This is a genomic window from Streptomyces sp. NPDC028331 (assembly GCF_055565775.1).
Genome location: NZ_JBVHTR010000007.1, coordinates 339,794 through 351,885 on the forward strand (window position 1 = coordinate 339,794; position 12,092 = coordinate 351,885).

The 12,092-nt window shown below is 70.5% G+C and carries 11 protein-coding genes and 1 pseudogene; 2 read left to right on the forward strand and 10 right to left on the reverse strand.

All coding sequences use genetic code 11. The annotated features are described in order from the left end of the window. Positions 1–37 precede the first annotated feature (37 nt). The 9 genes from ACZ4SW_RS13510 to ACZ4SW_RS13550 form a co-directional block, all read right to left on the reverse strand. Complete coding sequence (locus ACZ4SW_RS13510) at positions 38–1,819, reverse strand: FAD-dependent oxidoreductase (protein WP_263233559.1); 1,782 nt, start codon at positions 1,817–1,819, stop codon at positions 38–40. Beyond that, the gene (locus tag ACZ4SW_RS13515) at positions 1,819–2,079 is read right to left on the reverse strand and encodes a UBP-type zinc finger domain-containing protein (protein ID WP_263233558.1); all 261 of its coding nucleotides are present in this window, start codon (positions 2,077–2,079) and stop codon (positions 1,819–1,821) included. The genes ACZ4SW_RS13510 and ACZ4SW_RS13515 overlap by 1 nt, the downstream gene beginning before the upstream one ends. A gap of 6 nt (positions 2,080–2,085) precedes the next feature. After that, entirely contained in the window at positions 2,086–2,544 is a 459-nt protein-coding gene (trxA, locus tag ACZ4SW_RS13520; RefSeq protein WP_263233557.1) for a thioredoxin, read from the reverse strand. After that, entirely contained in the window at positions 2,541–5,180 is a 2,640-nt protein-coding gene (gene clpB, locus ACZ4SW_RS13525; RefSeq protein WP_468241924.1) for an ATP-dependent chaperone ClpB, read from the reverse strand. The genes trxA and clpB overlap by 4 nt, the downstream gene beginning before the upstream one ends. After that, the gene (locus tag ACZ4SW_RS13530) at positions 5,171–5,578 is read right to left on the reverse strand and encodes a chaperone modulator CbpM (RefSeq protein ID WP_351548999.1); all 408 of its coding nucleotides are present in this window, start codon (positions 5,576–5,578) and stop codon (positions 5,171–5,173) included. Before ACZ4SW_RS13530 ends, clpB begins: the two co-directional genes overlap by 10 nt. Next, the gene (locus tag ACZ4SW_RS13535; RefSeq protein WP_263233554.1) at positions 5,575–6,528 is read right to left on the reverse strand and encodes a J domain-containing protein; all 954 of its coding nucleotides are present in this window, start codon (positions 6,526–6,528) and stop codon (positions 5,575–5,577) included. The genes ACZ4SW_RS13530 and ACZ4SW_RS13535 overlap by 4 nt, the downstream gene beginning before the upstream one ends. 6 nt (positions 6,529–6,534) lie before the next feature. Beyond that, complete coding sequence (locus tag ACZ4SW_RS13540) at positions 6,535–7,146, reverse strand: nucleotide exchange factor GrpE (protein WP_263233553.1); 612 nt, start codon at positions 7,144–7,146, stop codon at positions 6,535–6,537. Positions 7,147–7,154: 8 nt separating this feature from the next. Then, complete coding sequence (dnaK, locus tag ACZ4SW_RS13545) at positions 7,155–9,059, reverse strand: molecular chaperone DnaK (RefSeq protein WP_468241927.1); 1,905 nt, start codon at positions 9,057–9,059, stop codon at positions 7,155–7,157. An 81-nt stretch (positions 9,060–9,140) separates the two neighbouring features. After that, positions 9,141–9,668: a YflT domain-containing protein gene (locus ACZ4SW_RS13550; protein WP_468241929.1), complete on the reverse strand. Its 528-nt coding sequence runs from the start codon at positions 9,666–9,668 to the stop codon at positions 9,141–9,143. Positions 9,669–10,343: 675 nt separating this feature from the next. Here ACZ4SW_RS13550 and ACZ4SW_RS13555 point away from each other — a divergent pair. Next, a complete protein-coding gene (locus ACZ4SW_RS13555; protein ID WP_468241931.1) occupies positions 10,344–10,592 on the forward strand; it encodes a hypothetical protein in 249 nt (82 codons plus the stop codon). A gap of 74 nt (positions 10,593–10,666) precedes the next feature. Here the strand turns inward: ACZ4SW_RS13555 and ACZ4SW_RS13560 are convergent. Next, positions 10,667–11,504, reverse strand: a pseudogene (locus tag ACZ4SW_RS13560) (IS5 family transposase). Positions 11,505–11,900: 396 nt separating this feature from the next. Between ACZ4SW_RS13560 and ACZ4SW_RS13565 the strand changes: the two are divergent. After that, entirely contained in the window at positions 11,901–12,065 is a 165-nt protein-coding gene (locus ACZ4SW_RS13565) for a hypothetical protein (protein ID WP_176986079.1), read from the forward strand. Positions 12,066–12,092 lie beyond the last annotated feature (27 nt).

The window sequence follows — 12,092 nt, forward strand, 5'->3', positions numbered from 1 at the left end:
TCCTTCTCCTTCTCGTGATCTCCTCGCCCGCTGGGTGTCATCCAAGCCAAGCGGACTCCTTCGGACGTGTGTGCGGGGAGCTGTCGGTGCCACCGGGCGCGGCCGTGTGGCCCAGGTAGCGGTGCACGAAGTGGATACTCATCGCGCCTTCTCCGACCGCGGAGGCCACACGCTTCACCGAGCCGCTGCGGACGTCGCCGGCGGCGAAGACGCCAGGCAGGCTGGTCTCCAACGTCAGGCAGTCGCGGCCCTGACTCTGCCACAGTCCGGGAACGGAGCACGCCTGCGCCTCCGCGCCGGTGAGCACGTAGCCGCGCGCGTCGAGGGCGAGCGCGCCGGACAGCCACTCGGTGTGAGGGTCTGCGCCGGTGAAGACGAACAGGGCCCGCACCGCGAGGTGGCGGTGCTCGCCCGCACGGTGGTCGACCACGGTGACCGCCTCCAGCGCCTTGTCGCCGAGTGCCTCGGTCACCTCGGTGCGCAGCAGCACGCGCACCCGCGGGTGGCGCTCGATCTGATCGATCAGGTAGCGGGACATGTGCGCCTCGAGGCTCGGCCCACGGACGAGCAGATACACCTGCGGTGCGTACCCGGCCAAGAAGAGCACAGCCTGGCCTGCGGAGTTGCCGCCGCCGACCACCGCCACCGGCTCGGTACGGCACTGCTGGGCCTCGTAGAGGGTCGCAGAGTAGTGGACGCTCGCGCCCTCCAACGGTTCGATGCCGGGCACATGTAGGCGGCGGTAGCGGGCGCCGGTTGCCAGGACGACGGTACGGGCGGTGATCTCGCTGCCGTCGGCGAAGCTGACGGCGTAGTGGCCGCCCCGCGGTTCGAGCCGGGCCGCCTCCGCTGGGACGCTGATCCGGGCGCCGAACTTGCCCGCCTGGAGCACAGCGCGCTCGGTGAGTTCGGCGCCGGAGATGCCGGAGGGGAAGCCGAAGCAGTTGTCGATGCGGGAGGACGTCCCGGCCTGGCCACCGGTGGCCATCGCCTCGACCACGGTCGTGCCGAGGCCCTCCGAGGCGGCGTTCACCGCGGCGGCGAGACCGGCCGGACCGGAGCCGACGATCAGGAGATCGCCGTGGCCGTTGCCCGACGGCAGGGGCGGCAGGCCGATGAACCGGGCCAGTTCGGCGTTGCTCGGATTGCGCAGCAAGGTCGTGTCCCGCCAGATCACCAGCGGCGTCTGCTCCGGACCGACCGCGAAGCGGCGCAGCAGCGCCTCGGCCTCCTCGTCCGTCTCCAGATCGATCCAACGGTGCGGCAGCCGGTTGCGGGCGGCGAACTCGCGCAGCCGCCGAGTGTCGGGTGAATAGCGCGAGCCGATGATGCGGAAACCGGCGCCCTGCCCGACGAGCAGAGCACGGCGGCCCAGGCAGGCGCGCAACACCACATCACCAAGGGTGGAGTCCCGGGTCACCAGGTCACGCAGCTGGTCCACGGACAGGGCGAGGATCTCGCCGGGGTCCCTGACCACGGCGGCGTAGAAGGCCACCTGTCCGTTCAGGAGGCCGAGTTCGCCGATGAAGCGGCCGGGGCCGTGCACGCGTAGCAGGTGTTCATCGGGCGTGCCGTAGCCCTCGACGATGGCGACCGAACCACTGAGGACGACGTAGAACGTCTCGCACCGCTGCCCCTCCCGGATCAGCACGTCACCGGCGTCGACGGCGTGCCGCCGGCCGTGCTGCGCCAGGCGGGCCATCTGGTCGTCCGACAGGCGGGGATAGGCGCCGAAGATGTCGGGCGTCTCGAAGGGGACGCTCTCCTCCGCCTCGTCCGGCACAGGCGCTGCGCCGGGCCGCGTCTCGTCGCCGGGCATCACACGAACGCCTCATGGACGAAGCACCACCGCCAGTCCTCGCCGGGCTCCAGCGACGCCACGATCGGATGGCCGTCGGCGGCGGCGTGACGGCGGGCGTGCCGGTTCGGCGAGGAATCGCAGCAGCCGACGTGGCCGCAGGTCAGGCAGAGCCTGAGGTGGACCCAGGGGGAATGCGTGGCCAGGCACTCCTCGCACCCCGGGGCACGCGGGGTGACGGGGCGTACCAGGGCGAGGTGGGGGTCGGTCCGTACGGTCATGGCCGATCACCCTTTCCCGGACGGTTCGCGGCCCGCGATCGACTGCTCCACCCACCGCCGTAGGGCAGGGGCAGGTGCGGCACCCGACTGCCGGGCGATGGTCTGTCCTTTGTCGAGGACCAGCAGCGTCGGTACCGCCTGGACCTCGAACCGCCGCGCCAGGCGCGGGTTCTTGTCGATGTCGACCTTGACCAGCTTGATCGTTCCCGCGAGATCGTCGGCTACCTTCTCCAGCGCGGGGCTCACCATGCGGCAGGGGCCGCACCAGGTGGCCCACAGGTCGACCACGACGGGGACGTCGGCCCGCTCGGCGACCTCGGTGAAGTCGTCGTCGCCCGCGTCCACCATCCACCGTAGGGGCTGCTTGCAGTGGCCGCACTTGGGTCGGCCCTCCGCGGCTGCGGGCACCCGGTTGGTGCGCCCGCAGTTCGGACAACTGACGGTTGTCGCCTGCATCGTGCTCATGCCGCCCGCGCTCCCTTCACGTCGTCGGGCTGGGCGTAGGTGACCACCAGCTCTCCGTGTTCGGCGTCGACGCGGACCGTCGCGCCGTCCTGGACGTCGCCGCGCAGCAGGGACCGCCCGACCAGCGTCTCGACCTCGTGGGAGATATAGCGGCGCAGTGGCCGGGCCCCGTACACCGGGTCGTAGCCCTGGTGGGCGATCACTTCCCGGGCAGCATCGGTGAGTTCGACGGTGATGCGACGTTCGGCGAGGCGGCGGCGCAGTTCGTCGAACTGCAGCTCCACGATGCGCTCGATCTGCCGCTCACCGAGCGGCTTGAACAGCACGATGTCGTCGACGCGGTTGAGGAACTCCGGGCGGAAGTGCCCGCGCAGCTCGCCCATCACCAGGGCGCGGGCGTCGGGCTTGATCTCACCCTCGGCGGTGGCGCCGTCGAGGAGGTGCTCGGAGCCGATGTTGGACGTCATGATGATCACAGTGTTGCGGAAGTCGACCGTGCGGCCCTGAGCGTCGGTGATGCGGCCGTCATCGAGGATCTGCAGCAGGGTGTTGAAGACATCGGTGTGCGCCTTCTCGATCTCGTCGAACAGCACAACCGAGTACGGCTTGCGGCGTACGGCCTCGGTGAGCTGGCCGCCTTCCTCGTAGCCGACGTATCCGGGCGGTGCGCCCATGAGCCGGCTGACGGTGTGACGCTCCTGGTACTCGCTCATGTCGAGGCGGACCATATTCTCCTCGGAGTCGAACAGGGCCCGGGCGAGGGTCTTGGCCAGTTCGGTCTTCCCGACGCCGGTGGGGCCGAGGAAGATGAACGAGCCGATGGGGCGGCGTGGGTCGCGGATGCCGGAGCGGGCGCGGATGATGGCGTCGGCGACGAGCTTGACGGCCTCGTCCTGGCCGATGACCCGCTCGCGCAGGATCTCGTCGAGGCGCAGCAGCTTCTCGCGTTCGCCCTCCTGGAGACGGGCGACGGGGATGCCGGTCCAGGCGGCGACGATCTCGGCGATCTCCTCCTCGGTGACGACCTCGCGCAGCAGCCGGTTCTGCCCTTGTTTGGTGGCCAGTTGCTCCTCCTCGGCCTTCAGCCGGCGCTCCAGGTCCTGGAGGCGGCCGTAGCGGAGTTCGGCGGCGCGGTTGAGGTCGTAGGCGCGTTCGGCCTCCTCGGCTTCGTGGCGGACCTGCTCCAGTTCCTGGCGCAGCTCCTGCACGCGGCGGATGGCCTGCCGTTCGGCCTCCCACTGAGCACGTTTGGCGTCGGCCTCGCCGCGCAGGTCGGCCAGTTCCTTGCGCAGTTCCTCCAGTCGGGCTTTGCTGGCGGGGTCGGTCTCCTTGGACAGGGCCGCTTCCTCGATCTCCAGGCGGGTGACGCGGCGGGTGATCTCGTCGAGTTCGGCGGGCATCGAGTCGATCTCGGTACGCAGCCGGGCGCACGCCTCGTCGACGAGGTCGATGGCCTTGTCGGGCAGGAACCGGTCGGTGATGTAGCGGTGACTGAGGGTGGCCGCGGAGACCAGTGCGGTGTCCTGGATCTTCACGCCGTGGAAGACCTCGAGGCGTTCGCGCAGTCCGCGCAGGATGGAGATGGTGTCCTCCACGCTCGGCTCGTCGACCAGGACCTGCTGGAAGCGGCGTTCGAGGGCGGCGTCCTTCTCGATGTGCTTGCGGTACTCGTCGAGGGTGGTGGCGCCGATCATGTGGAGTTCGCCGCGGGCGAGCATCGGCTTGAGCATGTTGCCCGCGTCCATGGCCCCTTCGGCGGCGCCCGCGCCTACGACGGTGTGCAGTTCGTCGACGAAGAGCAGGATGCGCCCTTGGGCGGCCTTCACCTCGGACAGCACGGCCTTGAGGCGTTCCTCGAACTCGCCGCGGTACTTGGCGCCGGCGACCAGGGAGCCCATGTCGAGGGCGAACACCGTCTTGTCGCGGAGTCCTTCGGGCACGTCGCCGCGGACGATGCGCTGGGCGAGGCCCTCGACGATGGCGGTCTTGCCGACGCCGGGGTCGCCGATGAGGACGGGGTTGTTCTTGGTCTTGCGGCTGAGGATCTGGGTGACGCGGCGGATCTCGGCGTCCCGGCCGATGACCGGGTCCAGCCGCCCGGACCGAGCCTCGAGGACGAGGTCGCGGCCGTACTTCTCGAGAGCCTCGTAGGCCACTTCGGGGTTGGCGGAGGTGACGCGCTGGTTGCCGCGGACCTGGGTGAGCGCGCTCAGGAACGAGTCCCTGGTGATGCCGGCCTGTTTGAGCAGGCGTCCGGCGGCGGTCGCCGAGCCCTCCTCGGCCAGGGCGAGCAGGAGGTGCTCCACGGACACGTACTCGTCCTTGAGGCGTTTGGCCTCCCGTTCGGCGGCATCGAGCAGGCGGGCGAGGCGCTGAGTGACGAAGACCTGGCCGGGTGCCGCGCCGGGGCCGGTGACCTTCGGGCGGCGGGAGAGTTCCTCGCGCACGGCAGCGCGCAGCTCCTTCGGCTCGGTGCCGGCCTGTTGCAGCAACCGCGGGATCAGACCGTTCTCCTGATCGAGAAGCGCGAGCAGCAGGTGTTCCCCGTCGACCTCGGTCTGCCCCATGCGGACGGCCGCGGTCTGGGCCGCCTGGAGGGCTTCCTGGGACTTCTGGGTGAGACGGTTCATGTCCATGGGGGTGTTTCACTCCTCGTGCCGGCGCGGCGCAGGGCGGCTTCGAGCAGGCTGATGCGGTCGAGCAGGTCCAGCACCAGGCCGATGGATGCGTAGTTGAGGCAGAGTCCGGAGCGCAGCCGCTGGATGCGGGCGAGGACCGCCGGGGCCGTGGGGTCGAACACCAAGTGCCCCGCGGCGTCGCGCTCGGCGTCGACCAGGCCGAGGGCGACGAACCGGCGGATCAGATCGGGGTGGAGGCCCGAGCGACGGGCCACGGCGTTCAGCGAGAGCCTGGGGACAGGCACGAGCGCGTACCGGACAGCCGCCGAGGCGGTGACGTCGGCGCCCGCCCGTACCGGACGGTCACCCACGCCGGCCCGGCCGATGCCTCCCGCTCCCGCGGGTCGGTCGTTCATTGCGTCCTCCTGGGGTCGAACGAGGAGGTGGCGGCGAGCTCCTCGAACAGTTCGCGCTCCCGGTCGCCGAGGGCGGGCGGCACCATGACACGGAGTTCGGCGTACAGGTCGCCGTTCGCACCTCGCGGGTTCGGCATGCCTTCGCCGCGCAGCCGCAGCCGCCGGCCGCTGGACGAGCCCGCGGGCACCGTCACCTTGGCCGTGCCGCCGCTGGGGGTGGGCACCGGCACGGTCGCGCCCAGGGCCGCCTCCCAGGGGGCGACCGGGACCTGTACGTGCACGTCGCGGCCGTCCAGCCGGAACCGGGGGTGGGGCTGGATACGCACCCGCAGGTACAGGTCGCCCGCGGGGGCGTCACCACTGCCCCGGCCGCCCTCACCCGCCAGCCGGATGCGCTGCCCGTCGATGACACCCGGCGGCACGTCGACCTCGTACCGCCGCGGCTGCCCCGTGGGACCGGTGAGCGTGACGGTGCGACGGCCGCCTCGGTACGCCTCCTCGACGGTGAGCGGCAGTTCGGCCTCCTGGTCCGCTCCGGGCACGCCGCCTCGGGCGGCGCCGGCTCCGAACATGGAGCCGAGCAGGTCCTCGATGTCGATACCCTCCGCCCCGAAGTCGCCGCCGAAGCCGGTGGTGTACCGGACACGGGGGCCGCCCGCGCCCGCGGTCCTCCGAGCGCGGAAGCCGCCGCCCGCTCCGGCCGCGACCCGTTCATCGAAGTCCTCGGGGATCTTGCGGAAGTCCTCGCCGAAGCGGTCGTAACGGGCCCGGGTCTTCGGGTCCGACAGGACGCTGTATGCCTCGTTGAGGTCCTTGAAACGCTCCTCCGCCCCGGGGTCCTTGTTGACGTCGGGGTGGTACTTGCGGGCGAGCTTGCGATAGGCCTGCTGGATCTCGTCCTGGCTCGCGGTCCGCGACACGCCCAGCACCTCGTAGAAGTCCCGTGCCATGACCGGTCACTCCCGCTTCGCGACCGTCACGGCGGCGGGCCTGAGCTGCCGTTCGCCGTCCCCGTAGCCGGGGCGCAACACCTCGACGACGGTTCCCGGTGAGGCGTCGGGGTCCTGGACGACGCCGACCACCTCGTGCCGGGCCGGGTCGAAGGCGACGCCGGTCTCCGCGTGCCGCGGGTAGCCGAGCAGTTCGAGGACGTTCACCGCCTGGTCGCGGACCGCCCGGACGCCCTCCACGATCGCACCCGGATCGGCGCCGGCATGGGTCAGAGCGAGCTCGAGGTTGTCCAGGACGGGCAGGAAGGCGGCCGCCGTGCGGGAACGCTCGACCGTCCGCTCCCGCTCCAGTTCCCTGGCGTGGCGCTTGCGAAGGTTGTCGAGGTCGGCGAGCGCGCGCCGCCAGCGGTCCTCCAGTTCCTGGATCGCTGTCGTGTACTCGTCCTCGGCAGGCGCGGGGCCGGCGGCGTCGGGTCCCGGTTCGTCGTTCGCCGCTTCCGGCCGGAGCGGCGGACCCGGTTGCGGCAAATCCCCACGAGGAGGGCGTACGGCGCCTTCCGGGACTGGTTCGACCGGCTCCGACGCGGCCCGGTCGGGTTCCTGCGGACGGCTGGACATGGCGCGCCTCAGTCCTTGTCGAACTCGGCATCGATGACGTCGTCGTCACCGCCGCCGCCCGGGCCACCGGTCGCGCCGCCCCCGGTGGTGTCCTGGCCGGGACCGCCTGTGGTAGCGGCGCCCTGATGGGCCGCCAGCCCGGCGAGCACCTGCTGGAGTTCGGAGGTCAGGGGCCGCACGCGCTCCACACCCGCCTCTTCCTTAACCGCCGCCCGGGCGTCGGACACGAGCATCTCAGCGCGTGCCTTCTCGTGCGCGGGCGCTGCGTCGCCCAGTTCAGCGAGTCGCTTCTCGACCTGGTAGGCCACGGCGTCGAGCTCGTTACGGGCGTCGACGGCCTCGCGGAGTGCCTGGTCCTGGCCTCGGTTGCGCTCGGCCTCCTGGACCATGCGTTCGACCTCACTGCGGTCCAGGTTGGAGCTCTCGCTGATGGTGATGCCCTGTTCCTTGCCGGTGTCCCGGTCACGTGCCTTGACGTTGAGGATGCCGTTGGCGTCGATGTCGAAGGTGACCTCGATCTGCGGTTCGCCCCGCGGCGCCGGGCGGATGTCGGTGAGCTGGAACCGGCCGAGCACCCGGTTGTCAGCGGCCCGTTCGCGCTCGCCCTGGAGGACGACGATGTCGACGGCGGGCTGGTTGTCCTCGGCGGTGGAGAAGGTTTCGGTACGACGGACGGGGATGGTGGTGTTCCGCTCGATGATCTTCGTCATCACGCCACCGCGTGTCTCCACACCCAGCGACAGGGGTGTGACGTCGAGCAGCAGAACGTCCTTGACCTCGCCCTTGAGCACCCCGGCCTGGATCGCGGCGCCCAGGGCCACGACCTCATCGGGATTGACGCTCATGTTGGGTTCCTTGCCGCCGGTCAGCCGACGCACGAGGGCCTGAACCGCCGGGATACGTGTGGAACCGCCGACGAGGATGACCTCGTCGATGTCGCTCTCGCCGACCTTGGCGTCGGCCATGGCCTGCTCGACCGGTCCCAGGCACCGCTCCACCAGGTCGCTGGTGATCTGCTCGAACGTGGACCGCATGATCGAGTCGGTGAGATGCTTGGGGCCCGACGCGTCGGCGGTGATGAACGGCAGGCTCACCTGCGTCTGCGTCACCGAACTGAGCTCGGTCTTGGCCTTCTCCGCCGCCTCGAACAGACGTTGCAGCGCCTGCGGGTCCTTGCGCAGGTCGATGCCGTTCTCCTTCTGGAAGTCGTCCGCGAGGTAATCCACCAGACGCCGGTCGAAGTCGTCGCCGCCCAGGTGGCTGTCCCCGGCGGTGGAGCGCACCTCCACAACGCCATCGCCCACGTCGAGGATGCTCACGTCGAAGGTGCCGCCGCCCAGGTCGAAGACGAGGACGGTCTCGTGCTGCTTCTTGTCCATGCCGTACGCGAGGGCAGCCGCCGTCGGCTCGTTGATGATCCGCAGCACCTCCAGTCCCGCGATCCGTCCGGCGTCCTTGGTGGCGGTGCGCTGAGCGTCATTGAAGTAGGCGGGCACCGTGATGACCGCCTCGGTGACCCGCTCCCCCAGCTGCTTGGAAGCGTCGTCGGCGAGTTTCCGCAGCACCTGGGCGCTGATCTCCTCAGGCGCGTACTGCTTGTCGCGCACCTTGAAACGGGCCGCCCCGCCGTCGCCCTCGACGACGTCGTACGCCACCGCCCTGGCCTCGTCGGAGATCTCGTCGAAATGCCGGCCGATGAACCGCTTGGCCGAGTAGATGGTGCCCTTGGGGTTGAGGATCGCCTGGCGCCGGGCCAGCTGGCCCACCAGACGTTCCCCGGTGTCGGTGAAGGCCACTACGGACGGTGTCGTGCGGTTGCCCTCGCTGTTGGGCACGACGGACGGCTCGCCGCCCTCCCACACGGCGATCACCGAGTTGGTGGTGCCCAGGTCGATGCCCACTGCCTTGGCCATGAGGAACTCCTTCCGCGGCGGTCGACCTCCGTCGGCGACCGTTCATCCTCCGGGCCCTGTCCACCCGGCTTCGAAACTCGTTCAGCTGGGGGCGGGGTCGCTCCGCGGGCGGCCGCCCCTGGAGGAGACGCTCTCCGTGTTCGCGCCGGCCCCGCTGCCCAGCCCGGCGACCAGCCGGACGGCCTCATCGGCGACGTCCTCGTCCACCACGACGTCGTACCGGCTGGGCTCCATCGAGCGGACCGAGGCGAAGTCCCGGCGGCCGCCCTGAGCCGCGTGCAACAGCACGCCGAGCAGCGCACCGACGACCGCTCCGAAGATCAGCCCGTACAGGGCGAGGAGCAGACCGGAGACGACCGGATTCAGCCAGTTCAGCAGCCCGAAGATCCAGCCGACGAGTACGCCGGGCAGCGCTCCGGTGGCTGCGCCGTGGAGGGCGGCCTCGCCGTACCCCATTCGACCGATCACCTGTTCGACCAGGCGCATGTCCCGACCGATGATCGCCACCTTCTGAACGGGAAAGCCCTGGTCGGCGAGGTGATCGACGGCACGTTCGGCTTCCTGGTACGTCGCGTACGAGGCAACGGCCCTGTGGGCCTGCTCGGTCATCGCCACTCCTTCCGCCAGCGGACCGCCGAGCGGTCCCGACACGCCCAGAGTGGCTGTTCGCCGGGTCACCCCGCCTGCGCCCAGCGGGTCGAAAAGCGGCACCGGCGGTCGGTCTGCGAGGACAGGAGGCGGGACGACGATTCGGATTCGCGGCGGGATACCTCACGGTTCGGCCCGGCCTGAGGTAGCGGGGCTCACGGATGTTCCGACGCAAGGGACTTTCCCCCCGCTTCGACGCTCAAGAGGCGGGCGGCACCCGGGACACCACCGTGCCCGCGGACGAGCAGCGGAACGGCCCCACCCGAACGGCCGCCCCGCTCGGGGCGCACCTCACGGGCTGATGGCACTGTGCCACACACCTTCGACGGCGCGGACGAGCGCGAGACCTCGGTCTTGCCCTGTGCAGGTCGCTGCCCTCGGGCCGTACCGCGCCGGATATTCTCCCGGGGCCATCTGCGCCTGGCGGTGTCGTCCTGGTTCCCACCCGGGACGCAGGACTCCTTCCTCCTCTCCAGGCTGGTACGGCGCACCGCGGCGATCCTGTCCCTGGGCATGGCGACATTCGACGCGGCAGCGCGACGCTGCGGACCGGCGGCCGTACGGAGGCGACCGTCCCGGCTGACCGGCCCGCGGGGTGGAGGTGGGCCCAGCGGGCCCACCTCCACCGTGCACCGCTTGCTCATCTGCTGCCCCGGCTCCCGCAACCGGACCACCTACAGCTCGCCGTTCGCTACAACCCCCGCCTGCAGTGAAGCAGCCGAGGTCGGCGGCGACTGGTACGACAGCTTCGTACTGCCCACCGGCGTCCGGGGCGTGCTGCACGGCCAGCGGCATGGCGGTCGGGGATCCGGCGTAGCGGCCGGTGTCACGAGCGGGCGGCCGCGGCAGCACCTGCGCCAGCAGCAGTTCGCCAGATCTCCGTGACTGCGTTGACCTCCTGGAAGAACGCGTCGAGGTCCTGCGGGGGTAGGCGGGGACCGGGAGGGTGCCGAGGCCGATCAGGTGTCGCGCCAGTTCGGGGTGGTCTCGTGGGTGAGGCGTCGGCTTATGAGGTCGGTCATTGCGACGTGGATCATGGCTTCGGAGCGGTGGGGGTGGGTTTCGTAGTCGCGGGTGAGGCGGCGCTGGTGCATGAGCCGCCCGAAGGTCCGCTCGACCACCCAGCACCGGGGAATCACCTTGAAGCCTTTGACTCCGGGGTCGCGCTGGACGACTTCGACATCGATGCAGGGCGGGCGCCGTGGTCGATGGCCTTGGTGTGATAGCCGGGGTCGGCCCACGCCTTGGTCGCGCGAGGGCTTGTCGCGGCGATCTGTGAGTGCAGGTGGATGCCGCCGGCGTTGTCGGAGACGCTGGCGGCGGTCACCCGGACTGCCAGGAGCATTCCGAGGCGTCGACACCGTGGTGGCGCTTGCGGCCTGCGATTTTCTTGCCGGCGTCGATCGCCTGGTCGGCTGCGTGCACGTTGGCAGAGGTCTTGATGCTCTGCGCGTCCAGCACGCATGCGCTCGGCTCGGCGACCTGGCCCTCGGCCTCGCGCACGAGGCGCCGCAGAAGGCCGTTGAGCTGGCCGAAGACGCCTTCCTCCTGCCAGGCGGCGAAGTAGCCGTAGACCGTCTCCCACGGCGGGAAGTCGTGCGGCAGGTAGCGCCAGGGGATCCCGGTGCGGTCGACGTAGAGGATGGCGTCCATGATGCGGCGCAGGTCGTGCTCGGGCAGGCGGCCGATGTCCAGATCCTTGCCTCTTCGCTCGGCCCGCCAGGCGGTGAGCGTGGGTCCGATCAACTCCCAGCGGGCATCGGACAGGTCGCTCGGATACGGGCGATGTCGCTTCATGTTGCGGTAGTACCGTCGGGCATCACTTGCCCCCAGGGCGCAAACGGCCTCAACCGGGGGCGCGTAGGGATCAGACAGGAGCGAGTCGAACGAAACGGACGGGGGACGTGGCCTCACCGGTCGCACAGCACGCATCGGACACTACGGCCTCAGCAGCCTCGCACCCACTCGCCATCCGAAGCCATGTTGATGCATTCGCATTCTCCCTGTGTGAGGAACCAGCGCTGGACAGCGTCGGTGCCGACGACCTGGCAAACGGCCGATGGTGCGGGCGCTGTCCGGCCGCGGATCGCCTCTCTGGACGATGCTGGATTGCCGTTCGCACGCTGAGGCCGCAGACGGTTCCTCCACGGCCTGAGAGAGGAGGATGGACGTGAGCGACGAAGGAGGCCCGTCATGAAATCCGGAGCCCCTGATTACGACGCCTGGTACTCGCGCACGCCCTCGCAGGCCGAGGGCGAGCGGGACGAGACGGGCGAGCGTACCGCAACGGAACAGCACCCCGACGTCCCCCGGAGCGAGCCATCCCAGGCGGAGGGCGAGCGGGGCGACGACGCCTAGCGGCACTGGACGCCCCGTCGCCGGGGG